Source organism: Pedobacter sp. AC163, from assembly GCF_979258665.1.
Genome location: NZ_OZ409872.1, coordinates 2,240,854 through 2,259,016 on the forward strand (window position 1 = coordinate 2,240,854; position 18,163 = coordinate 2,259,016).

Annotated in this window: 11 protein-coding genes, 2 tRNA genes and 3 rRNA genes; 5 read left to right on the forward strand and 11 right to left on the reverse strand. The window is 41.9% G+C overall.

The window, feature by feature from the left end; all coding sequences use genetic code 11:
• Nucleotides 1–37: 37 nt before the first annotated feature.
• The 9 genes from ACZZZK_RS09500 to ACZZZK_RS09540 all read right to left on the reverse strand — a co-directional run bounded on the left by ACZZZK_RS09500 (nt 38) and on the right by ACZZZK_RS09540 (nt 11,253).
• Nucleotides 38–1,804, reverse strand: coding sequence for a S8 family peptidase (locus tag ACZZZK_RS09500; RefSeq protein WP_463483912.1), 1,767 nt, complete (start codon nt 1,802–1,804; stop codon nt 38–40).
• Nucleotides 1,805–2,279: 475 nt separating this feature from the next.
• Nucleotides 2,280–2,391: ribosomal RNA gene (rrf, locus tag ACZZZK_RS09505) — 5S ribosomal RNA — on the reverse strand.
• A gap of 136 nt (nt 2,392–2,527) precedes the next feature.
• A 23S ribosomal RNA gene (locus tag ACZZZK_RS09510) occupies nt 2,528–5,404 on the reverse strand.
• Nucleotides 5,405–5,794: 390 nt separating this feature from the next.
• A tRNA-Ala gene (locus ACZZZK_RS09515) sits at nt 5,795–5,868 on the reverse strand.
• A 13-nt stretch (nt 5,869–5,881) separates the two neighbouring features.
• Nucleotides 5,882–5,956 (reverse strand) — tRNA-Ile (locus tag ACZZZK_RS09520).
• A gap of 185 nt (nt 5,957–6,141) precedes the next feature.
• Nucleotides 6,142–7,661, reverse strand: a 16S ribosomal RNA gene (locus ACZZZK_RS09525).
• Together the 16S, 23S and 5S rRNA genes with 2 tRNA genes alongside form the textbook arrangement of a ribosomal RNA operon.
• 1,173 nt (nt 7,662–8,834) lie before the next feature.
• Entirely contained in the window at nt 8,835–9,194 is a 360-nt protein-coding gene (locus ACZZZK_RS09530) for a CoA-binding protein (protein WP_463483913.1), read from the reverse strand.
• A 9-nt stretch (nt 9,195–9,203) separates the two neighbouring features.
• Complete coding sequence (locus tag ACZZZK_RS09535; protein WP_463483914.1) at nt 9,204–9,680, reverse strand: DinB family protein; 477 nt, start codon at nt 9,678–9,680, stop codon at nt 9,204–9,206.
• Nucleotides 9,681–9,711: 31 nt separating this feature from the next.
• A complete protein-coding gene (locus ACZZZK_RS09540; RefSeq protein ID WP_463483915.1) occupies nt 9,712–11,253 on the reverse strand; it encodes an NAD(P)/FAD-dependent oxidoreductase in 1,542 nt (513 codons plus the stop codon).
• Between the two features lie 219 nt (nt 11,254–11,472).
• On the opposite strand from ACZZZK_RS09540, the gene ACZZZK_RS09545 reads away from it, so the two are divergent.
• The 5 genes from ACZZZK_RS09545 (at nt 11,473) to ACZZZK_RS09565 (ending at nt 14,417) form a co-directional block, all read left to right on the forward strand.
• Nucleotides 11,473–12,054 (forward strand): LemA family protein, encoded by a 582-nt coding sequence (locus tag ACZZZK_RS09545; RefSeq protein WP_056852010.1) that lies wholly within the window; start codon nt 11,473–11,475, stop codon nt 12,052–12,054.
• Nucleotides 12,055–12,137: 83 nt separating this feature from the next.
• Nucleotides 12,138–12,581: a TPM domain-containing protein gene (locus ACZZZK_RS09550; RefSeq protein ID WP_463483916.1), complete on the forward strand. Its 444-nt coding sequence runs from the start codon at nt 12,138–12,140 to the stop codon at nt 12,579–12,581.
• Nucleotides 12,582–12,584: 3 nt separating this feature from the next.
• A complete protein-coding gene (locus ACZZZK_RS09555) occupies nt 12,585–13,379 on the forward strand; it encodes a TPM domain-containing protein (RefSeq protein WP_463483917.1) in 795 nt (264 codons plus the stop codon).
• A 97-nt stretch (nt 13,380–13,476) separates the two neighbouring features.
• The gene (locus ACZZZK_RS09560; RefSeq protein ID WP_463483918.1) at nt 13,477–13,863 is read left to right on the forward strand and encodes a hypothetical protein; all 387 of its coding nucleotides are present in this window, start codon (nt 13,477–13,479) and stop codon (nt 13,861–13,863) included.
• A 23-nt stretch (nt 13,864–13,886) separates the two neighbouring features.
• A complete protein-coding gene (locus tag ACZZZK_RS09565; protein ID WP_463483919.1) occupies nt 13,887–14,417 on the forward strand; it encodes an NUDIX hydrolase in 531 nt (176 codons plus the stop codon).
• Between the two features lie 170 nt (nt 14,418–14,587).
• Here ACZZZK_RS09565 and dnaA read toward each other — a convergent pair whose 3' ends face one another.
• Nucleotides 14,588–16,018: a chromosomal replication initiator protein DnaA gene (gene dnaA, locus ACZZZK_RS09570; RefSeq protein WP_056852006.1), complete on the reverse strand. Its 1,431-nt coding sequence runs from the start codon at nt 16,016–16,018 to the stop codon at nt 14,588–14,590.
• A gap of 582 nt (nt 16,019–16,600) precedes the next feature.
• Complete coding sequence (locus tag ACZZZK_RS09575) at nt 16,601–18,148, reverse strand: acyl-CoA mutase large subunit family protein (protein WP_463483920.1); 1,548 nt, start codon at nt 18,146–18,148, stop codon at nt 16,601–16,603.
• Between the last annotated feature and the right edge of the window lie 15 nt (nt 18,149–18,163).

An 18,163-nucleotide genomic window follows, 5' to 3' on the forward strand; every position in this document is an offset into this window, starting at 1 on the left:
TTGATAGATAAATAAAACTGCAAGGAGCAGATTAAAACTATTTATAGGTCTCTGCTAATTTCAAGGCATTGTACGCATTAACTATTCCACCACTTACGCAAATCTCGCTAAACATAGCACGAACATTGTCACCCTTAATATCTTTATATTTTACTTTATGAGCCACTGGCGAAACCGATTTCATAATGATTTCACGTACCTGTGCAGGAGTTAAATGCGGATAATAACCGAGAATTAATGCAGCAAGACCTGACACCACTGGGGCAGCCATACTTGTTCCATCAGCGTCTTCATATTTCCCCTCAGGAACAGTAGAATTGATTAAAAATCCAGGAGCAAAAACGTCTACAGTATGTTTTCCATAATTAGAAAAACTTGCTTTTAAGTCTTCATTATCTTTATAGGAACTTGCACCCACTTCAATCCAATTATTGGCATGCGGGAGAGCAAACTTTGCGGTATCTAACGGAATTGTTTTAGTTTCAAGCGTTCTCCCTATCGAAGGTGCCATTCCCCCAATTCCACTATTTTGATTAGTTCTTGGAAGGGGTACAAAATCTGGCTTAGCAGGTTTTTTATGGGTTTCTTTATATGCTTCAGCTTCCATGCTCTCGAAATATTTATTTGGAAAGTTTTCTTCAATATCATTGTTTTGATTATCATTGCCTGCAGCGTGCACCAACAAAACTCCTTTGGTTTCTGCATATTTCACCGCTTCATCAACAATCTTTTTGTCCCATTTGTAGGATTTTCCGAAGCTCATGTTAATTACCTTGGCGCCATTATCTACCGCATACCTGATTCCATTAGCCACATCCTTATCACGCTCATCTCCAGTAGGCACCACTCTAATAGCCATAATACTTACACTATTTGCCACCCCCATAATGCCCAAAGAATTTGAACGATCGGCACCAATAATTCCCGATACATGTGTGCCATGAAAGGCATCTGGTCCCTTTACATCGCTATTGCCATAATTTCGTTGATTGGCATTGGTGTAATCATCACCAACCAATTCAGAACGCATATCGTATTTAGGATTTAAATTGTACTTAAGCATAGCATCATATTGCTTATAGCCATCCTTAATACTTTTATAAAATTTCTCAAAACTCCCGTCTTCTTTTGAGCCTTTTCTGATAATCGTCTTCACTTGTTCCTCCGTTTCATCATCAGCTTTATATTTCTCAATGTCTTCGTAGGATGGAATTTTCTTATTATTTACTATTGATACGGAATCCAGTACTTTATTAATAGCCAACAAAACAGAAAAAGTATTGCTGGCATCCTCATATTTTTTACCGAAATCGCCAACCATTTTTTTATACAACTTATATTCTTCTTTTTGTGCGCTATCTAAAGGAGTAAGATTGGTTGTAGATTGGTATTTTGGAGTATAAATTCTTAAGAGTCTTACGAGTTCTAAATTATCAAATTCTAGGTTACCCTTTTTAGATCCTATAAAATTCCACCCATGAATATCATCAACATATCCATTTCCATCATCATCAATACCATTATTGGGAATCTCTTTTTTGTTCGTCCACAAAACACTTTTTAAATCGGGATGATTCGTATCAACCCCACCATCAATAACAGCGACGATAATATTTTGCTTAACTTTTTTATCTTTTAATAACTTACTATATGCTTTTTCAGCACTGATACCAAAATAGCCACTTTCAGTCAAATCCAAATTGTACCAATTGGCAGGAAGCTTTACGTCCTTAGATTGACCAAAAACATTTGCAGCGAAAACGCAAAAAAAAATGAATAAAACTAATTTGGATATATTATTCATGATAAACAAGGTGTACGTAATATTACAATAATACGGTTTTATTGCCTTGGGGGCTATACATTTTACATTTTTTAACAGATTTCAATATAGTATTTGAAAATGATTGTTAGCATTTCATTTCTCCTTCAATCCCGCTGTCCCTTCAATCTTTTTGTTTTGGGGTATATCGGCTTTTAGCGGTAGCGGTACAAAAAGGATTTTCGTACCATCAGGTTTATCAAACTTAAGATAGGTGTTTCATCGGTCGGACTTGTCTTCCTACAGGTATTCCAAAACCGGGTACCCAGCTATATGACCTATATTCCTATATGGTTCAACAAGTCCAGGCAGTTCTGTAATTACTTAGAGACAGTTGCTCTCTGTTCCCTACCCTTTATTCTTTTTCTCCCCCTGAATTACAGAACCGTTTTAAACGAAGAAACCCCATCAGCTGTTGCTGACGGGGTTCTCGCTAATGCCCTTTTGGGGCTTTAAGATTTGGCACCGACCTACTCTCCCACGTGTTACCGCAGTACCATCGGCTCTGGTGGGCTTAACTTCTCTGTTCGGAATGGGAAGAGGTGGACACCACCGATATAGGCACCTAAATGTTTTTAAATAGTATGTGGTATTTAGCCGTTGGTATTTAGATATCTAATCTATCTACCAAGTACTCAGTACCAACTACTAAATGACATATTATTGAAAGAAGTTATGTTAGAAGAACAAACAACAGTCTGTTTGCTTTGAAAGCTTCGGATGATTAGTACTACTCGACTGTGCTGTCGCCAGCTTTACATCTGTAGCCTATCAACGTAGTAGTCTTCTACGGTCCTATATGGAATTCTCATCTCGTGGCTAGTTTCGCACTTAGATGCTTTCAGCGCTTATCTATTCCCAGCGTAGCTACTCTGCAATGCCCCTGGCGGAACAACAGATTCACTAGAGGCTAGTCCAACCCGGTCCTCTCGTACTAAGGTCAGCCCCACTCAAAATTCCTACGCCCACAACAGATAGGGACCGAACTGTCTCGCGACGTTCTGAACCCAGCTCGCGTGCCACTTTAATCGGCGAACAGCCGAACCCTTGGGACCTTCTCCAGCCCCAGGATGTGACGAGCCGACATCGAGGTGCCAAACCTCCCCGTCGATATGAGCTCTTGGGGGAGATCAGCCTGTTATCCCCAGCGTACCTTTTATCCTTTGAGCGATGGCCCTTCCATGCAGAACCACCGGATCACTATATCCGTCTTTCGACCCTGATCGACCTGTATGTCTCACAGTCAAGCAAGCTTATGCTATTGCACTCCGCGTACGGTTACCAAGCGTACTGAGCTTACCTTTGAAAGCCTCCGTTACCTTTTTGGAGGCGACCACCCCAGTCAAACTACCCATCAAACAATGTCTCCCGCTAGGCGGGATTAGACACCGAATACAGAAAGGGTGGTATTTCAACGTTGGCTCCACGACGCCTAGCGACGCCGCTTCAAAGCCTCCCACCTATCCTACACATCCTGTATCCAATGTCAATGTTAAATTGTAGTGAAGGTGCATGGGGTCTTTCCGTCCCGTTGCGGGTACCCGGCGTCTTCACCGGGACCACAATTTCACCGAGCTCATGGCTGAGACAGCGCCCAGATCGTTACACCATTCGTGCAGGTCGGAACTTACCCGACAAGGAATTTCGCTACCTTAGGACCGTTATAGTTACGGCCGCCGTTTACTGGGGCTTCGATTCAATGCTTCTCCTTGCGGATGACATCCCCTCTTAACCTTCCAGCACCGGGCAGGTGTCAGGCCTTATACCTCATCTTTCGATTTTGCAAAGCCATGTGTTTTTGTTAAACAGTCGCCTGGGCCTTTTCACTGCGGCTGACATTGCTGCCAGCGCCCCTTCTCCCGAAGTTACAGGGCCATTTTGCCGAGTTCCTTAGCCATGATTCACTCGAGCACCTTAGAATCCTCTTCCCGGATACCTGTGTCGGTTTGCGGTACGGGTTTTTATAACCTGAAGCTTAGCGGTTTTTCTTGGAAGTCTGATTACCTGCGCTATCCACTCACCCGAAGGCTTGCGGTACTATCGACTTTCAGCTAGATCGGCGGATTTGCCTACCGTTCCATTACCTACTGTCTTTAACGATCTATTCCGTCAGATCGCGGCAGTGTCACTACTCCGTCCCCACATCGCAGTTATAAAAAGTACTGGAATATTAACCAGTTGTCCATCGAATTTCCCCTTCGGGTTCTCCTTAGGTCCCGACTGACCCTGATCCGATTAGCGTTGATCAGGAAACCTTATCCTTTCGGTGGGCGGGTTTCTCTCCCGCCTTATCGTTACTTATGCCTACATTTGCTTTTCTAGAAGCTCCAGCACCCATTACCAGATACCTTCGCTGCCGCTAGAATGCTCCCCTACCGATATATTTCAATCCCATAGCTTCGGTGTACAATTTAATGCCCGTTTATTATCCATGCCCGATCGCTCGACTAGTGAGCTGTTACGCACTCTTTAAATGAATGGCTGCTTCCAAGCCAACATCCTAGCTGTCTGTGCAATCGGACCTCGTTAGTTCAACTTAACTGTAACTTGGGGACCTTAGCTGATGGTCTGGGTTCTTTCCCTCTCGGCGCGTGACCTTAGCACCCCGCGCCTCACTGCAGATCATATTTCATAGCATTCGGAGTTTGTCTGGATTTGGTAGGATTTGACTCCCCCGCACCCAATCAGTAGCTCTACCTCTATGAAACTTAATATCCACGCTGTTCCTAAAAACATTTCGGGGAGTACGAGCTATTTCCCAGTTTGATTAGCCTTTCACCCCTACCCACAGATCATCCGGAAACTTTTCAACGTTTATCGGTTCGGTCCTCCAGTACGTGTTACCGCACCTTCAACCTGTCCATGGGTAGATCACAAGGTTTCGCGTCTACCCCCTCTGACTATACGCCCTATTCAGACTCGCTTTCGCTTCGGATCCGTGCCTGAAGCACTTAACCTTGCCAGAGAGGAGTAACTCGTAGGCTCATTATGCAAAAGGCACGCCGTCACACCACTTGGATGCTCCGACCGCTTGTAAGTACACGGTTTCAGGTTCTATTTCACTCCCCTGTTCGGGGTTCTTTTCACCTTTCCCTCACGGTACTGGTTCACTATCGGTCTCTCAGGAGTATTTAGCCTTACCGGATGGTGCCGGCAGATTCCCACAAGGCGTCTCCGACCTCGCGGTACTCAGGATACTGCTAGACTAGCATTCTATACGTGTACCGGGCTATCACCGTGTATCGCTGGGCTTCCCATCCCATTCCACTTCTGTTTGCTAATGCCACGTTGCAGTCCTACAACCCCACCTATGCCGTAACATGGATGGTTTGGGCTCTTTCCCTTTCGCTCGCCACTACTCAGGAAATCATTGTTATTTTCTCTTCCTCTGCTTACTTAGATGTTTCAGTTCGGCAGGTTTGCTCATTATATGTGACTGGTCTTCAACCAGCCGGGTTGCCCCATTCGGAAATCTTCGGATCAATTCCTATTTGCAAATACCCGAAGCTTATCGCAGCTTATCACGTCCTTCATCGCCTCTGAGAGCCAAGGCATCCCCCGTGTACTCTTTATTACTTTCTTCTACTCATATGCCTTTTGCGCCATATGGTATGCTTTTTTTGCTCTTGTTATGATGTCTCATGCTTATCGGTCTCTTGCGATTCCTTTAAGCGAGCACAAACACAACAGTCGCCTATTGTTGTTTGCTCTTCTTTTTTAACTTCTTCCAATATGTCAAAGAACTTTACCAAGGCTGAAGATCGAAGGTATAAAGGTTTAGGATTTCATCGTCCTATACCTAAGCTCCGTTTCAGCTTCGTTAGTCAAAAACTGCGGTCTCGAACCGTTTCTTGTAGTCCTTAGTACTCAGTATATAGTACTTAGATTATCACAAGTGCCCCATGGCGTTTCTTTTCTTTCTTTCAATCTGTCAATGATGACCACCGATCCCGGTGATGTGTTTTCTTACTGTGGAGAATAACGGAGTCGAACCGTTGACCTCCTGCGTGCAAGGCAGGCGCTCTAGCCAGCTGAGCTAATCCCCCAGGATTATTAAAGTAGTCCCGTCCAGATTTGAACTGGAGACCCCTACATTATCAGTGTAGTGCTCTAACCAGGCTGAGCTACGGGACTGTGCTTTTCGGTGTGGCATTCTTTGCGGTTAGTATATTACCGCTACCGCTCCATTTGCTTTACCTAGCTTTCGTTCCGATGTCTTTTGGTTACCAGACAACCGTCATTTCTTCTGGGTGTTTTCTTTTTTGTTTCTCTTGTTTTGAAATATCATGTTGCGCAGTGAGTAGTCAACTCCACTCCAGAAAGGAGGTATTCCAGCCGCACCTTCCGGTACGGCTACCTTGTTACGACTTAGCCCCAGTTATCGGTTTTACCCTAGGACGCTCCTTTCGGTTACATACTTTAGGTACCCCCAACTTCCATGGCTTGACGGGCGGTGTGTACAAGGCCCGGGAACGTATTCACCGCGTCATTGCTGATACGCGATTACTAGCGAATCCAACTTCATGGGGTCGAGTTGCAGACCCCAATCCGAACTGTGAATGGCTTTGTGAGATTCGCATCATATTGCTATGTAGCTGCCCTCTGTACCATCCATTGTAGCACGTGTGTAGCCCCGGACGTAAGGGCCATGATGACTTGACGTCGTCCCCTCCTTCCTCTCTGTTTGCACAGGCAGTCTGTTTAGAGTCCCCACCATAACGTGCTGGCAACTAAACATAGGGGTTGCGCTCGTTGCGGGACTTAACCCAACACCTCACGGCACGAGCTGACGACAGCCATGCAGCACCTAGTTTCGTGTGATTGCTCACTGATCCATCTCTGGATCATTCACTAACTTTCAAGCCCGGGTAAGGTTCCTCGCGTATCATCGAATTAAACCACATGCTCCTCCGCTTGTGCGGGCCCCCGTCAATTCCTTTGAGTTTCACTCTTGCGAGCGTACTCCCCAGGTGGAACACTTAACGCTTTCGCTTAGCCGCTGACTGTGTATCGCCAACAGCGAGTGTTCATCGTTTAGGGCGTGGACTACCAGGGTATCTAATCCTGTTTGATCCCCACGCTTTCGTGCCTCAGCGTCAATAAGACCATAGTAAGCTGCCTTCGCAATCGGTGTTCTGAGACATATCTATGCATTTCACCGCTACTTGTCTCATTCCGCCTACCTCTAGTCCATTCAAGCCCATCAGTATCAAGGGCACTGCGATAGTTGAGCTACCGTCTTTCACCCCTGACTTAACAGGCCGCCTACGCACCCTTTAAACCCAATAAATCCGGATAACGCTTGGATCCTCCGTATTACCGCGGCTGCTGGCACGGAGTTAGCCGATCCTTATTCCTTCGGTACATTCAGCTATTTACACGTAAATAGGTTTATTCCCGAATAAAAGCAGTTTACAACCCATAGGGCAGTCTTCCTGCACGCGGCATGGCTGGTTCAGAGTTGCCTCCATTGACCAATATTCCTTACTGCTGCCTCCCGTAGGAGTCTGGTCCGTGTCTCAGTACCAGTGTGGGGGGCCATCCTCTCAGATCCCCTAGTCATCGTCGCCTTGGTGGGCCGTTACCCCGCCAACTAGCTAATGACACGCATGCCCATCTCCATCCCATAAATGTTTGATCATTGGATAATGCCATCCTGTGATTTTATGCGGTATTAATCCGGATTTCTCCGGGCTATCCCCCAGATGAAGGTAGGTTGCATACGCGTTACGCACCCGTGCGCCGGTCTCAAAGAAGCAAGCCTCTTCTACCCCTCGACTTGCATGTATTAGGCCTGCCGCTAGCGTTCATCCTGAGCCAGGATCAAACTCTCCATTGTAAAATGTGTTGTAAGATTCTGACCAGTTTTAACTATCGTTAAAAATAGTCTTCTTTTGTTTTGTCCGTTGGACATTGACTTTAAAATGTAATAAGGAACTCTGTACTTGAATTCGTACTTCATTACCCCACTACGCATCATTGACATCTCTTTTAAGAACTTATCGACAATCGCCTCACGGCCTGTCTCTATATATCTGCTCGCTTCATCTGGGCATGAGTCTTGATCGTCTCTTCCCTGTTTCCGCTCGTTTCAATCTTTTTGTTTCTGGTCTTCCGCGACATCCGCCGCTCGACTTTTTTCCTTTCCTTTCGGTTGGGAGTGCAAAGGTAGAAAACTTTTTCGGACTTCCAAATAAAATAATCTTTATTTTTTCGTTCCCGTTTTCTTTCTGCTTTTCAATATGCCGCTTTTTCAGGCGGCTTCCCGTTCCTTCCGAACCGGGCTGCAAAGGTAGCGATCTTTTTCTTTTCCGCAAATTTATTTTAAAATAAATTCTTGGCCTTTTTCTCCTCTCACATTCCCCAGATCCATCTTTTCACTGCAACCGTTTCCTCCGAAGCGGGATGCAAAAATAGAAAAAATTCCGCTCCCAGCAAATACTACACACCCTTTTTTTTGATCTTTATTGTAAAAGCCTGTTTTTCAAGCGGAAAATTTTTCGAGAACAGCAAAACAAATAGGGCAATCGGGTGTATGCTTCGGAAAATCACATCCGCAGGACGCTGGCTGAGCTAGCGGGAGCAGGAAACAAAGGAAAGGCTTATGCTGCAAAGCGTGAGCTTTCTTGGGTTTTTGAACCATATAGAGATATAGAAAATATAGGTTTTACAGCCCAAAGGTTGTTTTGGCTTCAGCGGCCGCTGTGATTTTGGCCTTCACCATGCGCTTTTTGTTTTTATGAACCATATAGATATATAGGACATATAGACTGAAAGTATATTGGTTACTTAGCTAGTAAGTCAGAGCGGAAAGGGGTTCGGTATCGAGGTTTTTGGTTTGTTGGACGGGTAGAATGTTGTTATATCTAACGGATGTCTCTACCAGAACCGATCTCAACGGAAAATCAATGATTGATAATTGTAGCAAACAAGTTCAGTGCCTAATTCTGGAGACAAAAAGTTAAAGCAGAGGTTTGGCTAAAGTTCGACAATGCAAATAGCGCTTTCTAAATCAATATTGACCCGTACTTAGCATCACTAATGTGCAAGCTCTAACCGGTTCAATTCCATGCTGATCTAATAACTTTTCAAGTTCAAAGTTTTCAGTGCCAGGATTAAAAATCACCCGCTTTGGCTTGGTGTCTAGTATATAATCATGATACTGAGGCTGCAAGGCTGGTCCAATATAAAGTGTAACAGTGTCAATATCGTCATGGATTACTCCGGGCTTTTCGATCTCGATGCCAGCAACTTCACCTTTTTTGATGCCAACATTTACAAAATCGTGATTGAAGCGCTTTAACATATGAGCGGCTTTATAAGCATATCTAGATGGATCTGGTGAAGCTCCTATTATTAATGTCTTTTTCATTTCTTAAAGTTAAGCATTATTGAATTTTGATAATAGCGCAATTTGGCCAGCATGATAAGCGTGGTGTTGTATCAAGCCATTTAACAACTCTGCATTGGTTATTGCTGAACCTGAAATTGGAATGATTTCATTTAATGTTTCTAAATCCCATTGACTATCTGAAAATTCAGTGCATTGCCTGATAAGTTCTTCATTGGCTACCTTGAAATCAAAAATAATTCTCTCCCACGCTTGAGCAGATTTTGCTTCCGGAATTGGCCAATCTCCTTTTATTGGTTCACCCGAGGGTGCGCCCATCAACCTTGAAGTCACTTCTTCTGTCCAAGAGGTAAGGTGGAGTGCAATTTCTGCAATAGAATGTGCTCCAGGAATGAAATGTTCGAAGGCATTTTCTGCCAGAACATTATTTAAAATCTGCATGGAATGATTACCATGCCAAGCATCGCCATTAAAGGCTTTTTGCATTTCGTTTAAAATATTCAGCATATTTAAACAACAAGCCTAGGATTATAATGTTTTATAGCGATTTTAGGATTGCATTGGCACAATTAATTCCATCAATAGCAGCTGAAACAATTCCGCCAGCATACCCTGCACCTTCTGCGCAAGGATACAAGCCCTTAATCTGGGGATGCTGATAAGATTCTTTATCTCGTGGAATACGAACGGGAGAAGAGGTTCGGCTTTCTACACCAACCAAGATTGCCTCATTTGTATAATACCCTTTCATTTTTTTTCCAAACAAGGGCAGTGCTGCTTTTAAACTCTCGGATACGAATTGGGGGAGAATATTATCTAACATTACGCTTTTGGTACCTGGCAGATAAGAATTTCTAGGCAAATCTATCGATAGCTTGTTATTGACAAAATCTATCAGGCGTTGGGCCGGAGCTACCAAATTTCCACCGCCAGCTTCGAAAGCAAGCTTTTCTATTTCCGATTGAAAGTTTAGCATTCTCAGCGGATCATAACCCTGAACATCATCTAAAGTAACCTGAACAACGGTGCCAGAATTTGCAAAAGGATTATTCCTTTTTGAAGGCGACCAGCCGTTTACCACGATCTCATTTTCGCCCGTAGCACAAGGTGCTATAATGCCGCCGGGACACATACAAAATGAAAACACTCCGCGTGCCCCCACCTGCTCTACCAAGCTATAATAAGCAGGCGGTAAAAATTCAGACCGTATATCGCAATGATATTGGGCTGCATCGATAATTTCCTGAGGGTGTTCAATTCTTACTCCTAATGCAAATGGCTTTGCTTCGATTAGAATATTCTTTCTATGCAATAATTCATATACATCTCTTGCGGAGTGACCAGTGGCAAGAATGAGATGGTCTGCATAGATCTTATCTTCAAAATTTACCTCAATGCCTTTTACTTTACCAAATTCGGTAATGATGTCTGTCATCTGTGTATCGAAGAAAACTTCTCCACCGGCATTTAATATGGTATCCTTTATTGCAGTAATAATGTGTGGCAACTTGTTTGTACCAATGTGCGGCCGAGCATCTATCGTAATATCCTTCTCAGCACCGTGATCAACAAAAACCTGTAATACTTTATTTATATCCCCCCTTTTATTGGAGCGTGTATAAAGTTTCCCATCAGAATAGGTACCGGCGCCGCCTTCTCCATAACAATAATTTGATTCGGTATTGACCAGACCTTGTTTATTTATAGCTGCTAAATCTCTGCGGCGCTGCTTCACATCTTTTCCACGCTCAATGATGATGGGTTTTAAACCATTCTCAATACATTGTAATGCGGCAAATAATCCTGCAGGCCCGGCCCCAATAATTAATACAGGTTTTGCATCACTAACATTTTGATAAGTGACCACCGAGATATCTATTGCAGGTTCTTCATCAATAAAAACCCTTACTTGCAGGCGAAAAATAACCTTTCTGGAACGGGCATCAATAGAACGTTTCAAAATCTCGAAAGCCTTGATTCGGTTTTCCGGCAATTTTAAGGATTCTGAAAGCTTGGTTTTGATGATTTCATCCTGATCGAGCTGATGAGGAAGAAGCGTAATTTCGATGTCTTTTTGCATATATCATTGCTCAGGTATTTATCCCAAGAAAGTACAAAAATACAAAATCGGAGCAATAAATAGTATTTAACTGATTGTGCTGTTAAATTATCATATGGTTAGAGTTTTTAGTGATGCTAAAAGCTGTTATTATGACAGTTTGTAACAAAGGCATACAATTTGATATCTAATTTGTAAATTGAATAAAATTTAATTGGAACAAAGACAAAAAACATAAATATGAAAAAATTAGTATTTGGAATTATTGCTGCTGTAATTGCGGTAAGCACTTTAAGCTCATGCGGATACAATAGTATGGTGAGCCTGGACGAGAATGTGAAATCGAAATGGGGAACGGTACAAACACAATATCAAAGAAGAGCGGATTTGATTCCGAACCTGGTAGCGACTGTTAAAGGTGCAGCAAAATTTGAACAGGGAACATTGACGGCAGTTACCGAAGCAAGAGCAAAGGCAACTCAGATGACTGTTAAAGCAGATGATTTGACTCCTGAAAATATTCAAAAATATCAAGCCGCACAAGGCCAGTTAAGTCAGGCTTTGGGTAAGTTACTATCCATCACGGAAAACTATCCAGAACTTAGGGCTACCCAGCAGTTTAGTGATCTATCTGCCCAATTGGAAAGTACCGAAAACAGGATTACTGTAGCACGTAAAGATTTTAATGATGCTGTTCAGCAATATAATGGTAAGATCAGATCTTTTCCTACTAATTTAACAGCAGGGATGTTTGGATTTAAACCTAAAGGTTATTTTGAAGCGGATGCCACTGCAAAAGATGCACCAAAGGTAGAATTCTAACTATTGAACGATAACATTTCGGGGTAATACGTGTTTAACTGTTTTAACATGTATTACCCTTTTTTACTTCTAAAACTAAAGACATGTCGTTATTTTCAGAGTTGGAACAAGACAAAATTGCAAAGGCCATTACCGATGCCGAAAAAGCAACCACGGGTGAAATCAGGATTGCGATAGAAAAGCACTGCCCCGATGATCCTTTTACCAGAGCTACACAGTATTTCTCTGACTTGGATATGGATAAAACATCGCGAAGAAATGGCGTTTTGATTTACCTGGCGCATGTTGATCATAAATTTGCCATCATCGGTGACTCAGGGATTAATACTCTGGTACCGGAAAATTTCTGGGAAACTACTAAAATTGCCATGACTGCCCATTTTGCCAAAGGCGATTTAGCCGATGGAATAATTGCAGGAGTAGCTTTGGCTGGAGAAAAACTAGCATTATTTTTTCCTCCTCAAAATGGAGATATAAATGAATTGCCAAATGATATTGTTTACATGGACGACAAAAAAAATAAATAAGAGATGAGAAAAATATTCCTTTTATTCTTATTTATCTTCACGGCAAGCATTGGCTTTGGCCAAGATTTTCCCGAAAAACCATCTACTCTGGTTAATGATTATGCAGGTGTGCTTTCTATTGAACAAAGAGCATCCCTCGAGAAAAAGCTTGTAGCATTTGATGATTCTTCCTCCACGCAAATAGCGATTGCGGTATTGAAATCGGTTGGGGATTATGATATTAACGAATATGCTGTAGAACTCGGTAGAAAATGGGGCGTGGGCCAGGGAGGTAAAAATAACGGAATCATGATTGTAGTGGCGGTTGGAGATCGGAAAATCTCTATTCAAACTGGCTACGGCGTAGAAGGTGCTTTACCTGATGTTTACGCAAAGCGAATTATAGATGAAGATATTAAGCCAAATTTTAGAACCGGTGATTACTATACGGGATTAGACCAGGCAACCACAGAAATAATTAAGTATACTAAAGGCGAATATAAGAATGATAAACCTCGAACATCGAATGCCTCAAAAAAAGGCGGCGTTGGTAGTATTGCTGTAATTATCATTATTGTTATTGTAGTGATTATCATCATGCGTAAAGGTGGTGGAGGAGGCGGCAGCGAAATTATTGGTGGCCGTGGTGCTTCAAATGCGCTTTTTTGGGCTATGCTTTTCGGAAGTGGAAGTGGCCGCGGTAGCGGAAGCAGCTGGGGTAGCGGTGGCTTTGGAGGAGGTTCTTCTGGAGGTGGCGGTGGATTTGGTGGCTTCGGCGGTGGAAGTTTTGGCGGTGGCGGATCAAGTGGCAGCTGGTAGAACCGAGTTATAAGTAATAGGTAATAGGTTTGGAATACTCACCTAACTATTTGTTAATAGCGCCTATTTACTTTGAAGCAAAAAACATTAAAACTAAATGTATAGAAAAGACTTAATCACCGCGGAGATCCAAAAGCTTGCTGAAGTTTTAGCCCGGATTATGGGGCTGAAACTAGAAGGTAAACTTCGAGATGCTCAGGCAATGTTTGACGAAACAATGGAAAAAAGTTTCACTTTAGCACCCGCAAGCTTAGAAGATACCGATCTAGCTATTTTCAAAACCTGGCTTGAATCTGCAAATCTGTCTCCCGAGAAGCTTGATTCGCTAAGTGAATTTTTATACTATGAACTGGGGGTAAGCGCTGAACGAAACAAGCTAATCGCCCCTAAACTAAATATGATCTATAATTATTTATCAGATAAACATAAGGTTGTACATTTGGTTAATCTGCATCGACAGAAAACGATTCAGCAATATATTTAATTTACGATTTCAGATTAAGAAATATGACCAAAATTGAAAAGTGGCGAAAGCTTGCTTCTAAATATTTAGTGAAAGAAAAGTGGGCTACGCTAAGAGTAGACGAAGTGATGCTTCCTAACGGGACTGTTAAAGATGATTATTTCGTACTCGAATATCCTGATTGGGCCACTGCGATCGCCTTAACGGAAGAAGGCAAAATGATATTGGTTCGGCAATACCGCCATGCTGCTGATATCGTTTCTTTGGAAGTTCCTGGCGGTGTAATAGATGGAGATGAAGGTCCGGAGGCAGGTGTAAAGCGGGAGTTATTGGAAGAAACTGGTTACACCTTCAAAACTTGCAAACTGGTTGCCGAGCTCTATCCCAATCCGGCTACAGCAAACAACAGAACATTTACTTATGTATTAACAGGCGGGATTAAAACGCATGAACAACATTTAGATGAACACGAAATTCTAAGCGTTGAAGAATATACCATTGATGAAGTAAAACTATTACTTAAAGAAAATAAGATTGCCCAATGTATACACGTGGCCGCATTGCATTATGGTTAGCTGCGCTAGAGGACATGAAAGAAGTATAAAACTCTTTTCACCCTTGCCCTATTTGGGAACGTAGCACTCGACGAGTACAAAAAAAGGTCCTGATTTGAATTCAAATCAGGACCTTTTTTGTGATAATAGCTATCAAATATATTTAATAAATCATCTTCCTTAAAACCTGATTAGCTCATTTTCAATTTCTTTTGGATATCATGAACATAAGCTTTAAATTTCTTATCCGTATCGATTAAATCTTCTACCGTTTGGCAAGCATAAATTACCGTACTATGATCGCGGCCACCAAAGAAAGCACCAATAGTTTTTAGTGATGATTTGGTATGGCTCTTTGAAAGATACATTGAAATTTGGCGGGCCTGTACAATTTCCCGTTTCCGGGTTTGCGACTTTACCATATCAACCGGAACCTCAAAATATTCGCAAACCAATTTCTGGATATATTCCATTGAAATTTCTTTCGATGTATTTTTAATAAAGTTCTTCAACATTTGTTTAGCTAACGCTAAATCGATCTCTTTCTTATTCAACGTTGCTTGGGCAAGTAAAGAAACCATAGCACCTTCCAGCTCACGAACATTATTATCAATGTTATGCGCAACGTATTCAACTACCTCACCAGGCAATTCAATTCCATCTGCATACATTTTCTTTCTTAAGATGGCAATACGCGTTTCCAAATCAGGGATTTGCAAATCGGCAGATAGACCCCATTTGAAACGACTTAAAAGGCGTTCTTCCAAGCCAGCTAAATCTTTTGGTGCTTTATCTGAAGTTAAGATCACTTGCTTACCAGATTGGTGCAGATGATTAAAAATATGGAAGAAAATATCTTGAGTCTTCTCCTTACCGGCAAAATTGTGTACATCATCCATGATGATTACATCCATTGCCTGATAGAAATTCACAAAATCGTTAATAGTATTGTTCTTTAATGAATCTACAAACTGCTGGCAAAATTTCTCACAGCTCACATAAATCACCAGTTTATCTGGCATGCTGCGTTTAATTTCATTACCAATTGCTTGCGCTAAGTGAGTTTTACCCAAACCAACCCCACCATAAATCATCAATGGGTTGAATGAAGTTCCACCTGGTTTTGCCGCTACGGCATATCCTGCAGAGCGAGCTAAACGGTTGCAATCGCCCTCTATATAATTTTCAAAAGTATAATTGGAATTTAATTGTGGATCAACATTTAATTTTTTTAATCCAGGGATGATGAAAGGGTTTTTGATGTCCTTATTTATTGAAACTGGGATTGGCATCGATTGCACTTTTGCCTCTGCCCCATTTCCATTTGATGGCATGTTTGTGGTATATGGACTACCACTGTTCGATGATTTATCAACAACGATATTATATTCCAACCGGCCATCCTCTCCAAGTTGTTTTTTTACTGTTTTACGTAGTAAGCCTACATAATGTTCTTCAAGCCATTCGTAAAAGAACAAACTTGGTACTTGTATGGTTAAAACCTTACCTTCCAATTTAAGGGCTGTGATAGGCTCGAACCAGGTTTTGAAACTTTGGTTCGGGATGTTATCCTTAATAATTTGAAGACAGTTCTTCCACACTTCTGTACAAGTTTTTTCCATTGCGATTTTTATAATTTATTGGTTTACAGTACCGATTCGAATTAAAAGGATGGTCCGTTTCGGGACTACGAATATTGAGAAAATTATCAACATTTTAAACAAAAATCTCAAATAAATCGTAACGTACTGATAAGGAATATGGTAGCTTGCTTAACCTCAATTTTTTGTGTTGATAACTATTTATTAACACCGGTTTTCCACATTTCCCTTCATTTAACGCCAATATCCGAACCTTATTTGAATCTCCCTCACAGAAGCAAAATCCAAGCCACTACACCATTTTGTTGGGGTATTTGTTAGAGTTTTTGTTTTGGAAAAACCAAAGAACTGACTATCAAAGCAATTACTTTAAAGCAGATAAAATGGTGTTAAAATTTTCCCGTTGAAACGGGATACATTGTGGTAAGATTTCCCCTTTTTACATCCTGAGTAGACTAGATTTATATTTAATGTCTGAGCCAGTTTAGTTTTAGAATATGTCGTTGTGCTTGTAGCCTAATAACTTTATAACAGAAAACATACGACTGGACTGGAAGCGCTTATTATATGAAAAGCTCTAGGCTAAAAATGAAGTATCAGTTGTTAATACTCTCCAAATACTTTACGCAATACGTTGGCAATTTCGCCTAGTGTTGCATATTTCTCTACGGCATCAATAATCAGCGGCATCAAATTTTTAGTACCGATTGCTGCTTTCTCCAATGCATTGAGTGCTTCCATTACTTCAACGTTGTTACGTTCGCTTTTTAAGCGGTGAAGTTTTTCGGTTTGCAACACGCGGATAGAATCATCGATATTAAAAACCTCTGTTAAACCCTCCTCTTGTTGGGTAAATTTGTTTACGCCCACCGAAATCCGCTCACCTGTTTCAATTTCTTTTTGATATTGATAAGATGCACTGGCAATCTCATTTTGCATGTAATCACTTTCTATGGCATTTACCGAACCTCCCATCGCATCGATCTTATCAATATAAGCCCAGGCCGCGGCTTCAACTTCATCAGTTAGATTTTCGATAAAGAATGAGCCCGCTAAAGGGTCGACTGTATCGGTTACGCCACTTTCAAATGCTATAATTTGCTGTGTACGCAAAGCGATTTTTGCCGCAGCTTCGGTGGGTAAGGAAAGCGCTTCATCATAGCCATTGGTATGGAGCGACTGCGTTCCGCCTAATACCGCAGCCATGGCTTGGTTGGTTACCCTGATTACATTGTTGAGTGGCTGCTGCGCAGTTAGCGTTGAGCCACCCGTTTGAGTATGAAAACGCAACATTTGAGCCTTTTCATCAGTAGCACCCAGGTCTTTCGTTATCTTTGCCCACATTCTTCGGGCTGCCCTAAACTTGGCAATCTCTTCAAAGAAGTTATTATGGCAATTAAAGAAAAACGACAAACGTTTTGCAAATACATTAATATCCAAACCCTTATCTATCGCAGCTTTCAAATAGGTTTTTCCGTTAGCCAGAGTAAATGCCAGCTCTTGCACCGCAGAAGATCCCGCTTCGCGGATATGGTAACCAGAGATAGAAATGGTATTCCATTTTGGTACTTCTTTACTGCAAAACTCAAAAATATCGGTAATTAACCTCATTGATGGTTTTGGAGGATAGATATACGTTCCTCTTGCGGCGTATTCTTTTAAAATATCGTTTTGGATGGTACCCGATATCTGTTTCAAATCTGCTCCCTGTTTTTTAGCTAATGCAATGTACATGGCCAATAAAATTGATGCCGTCGCATTGATCGTCATCGAAGTGGTAATGTTTTTCAATTCAATACCATCGAAAAGAATCTCTATATCTTTTAACGAATCGATGGCCACACCTACTTTTCCAACTTCTCCATCTGACATTTCATGATCAGAATCGTAGCCGATTTGCGTAGGTAAATCGAATGCTACCGACAATCCGGTAGTTCCCTGGGCCAATAAATAATGGTAACGTTTATTTGATTCTTCTGCGGTAGAAAACCCCGCATATTGACGCATGGTCCATAACCTTCCGCGATACATATCTTTCTGAATTCCTCGGGTAAAAGGAAATTCACCAGCTTTTTCTTCCATCGGCTTTGCCGAAGTATAAATCTCTTTAATTTCGATGCCCGAAGTGGTAGTATGTTTGTTATCGCTCATATTTGGTTAGTTCAA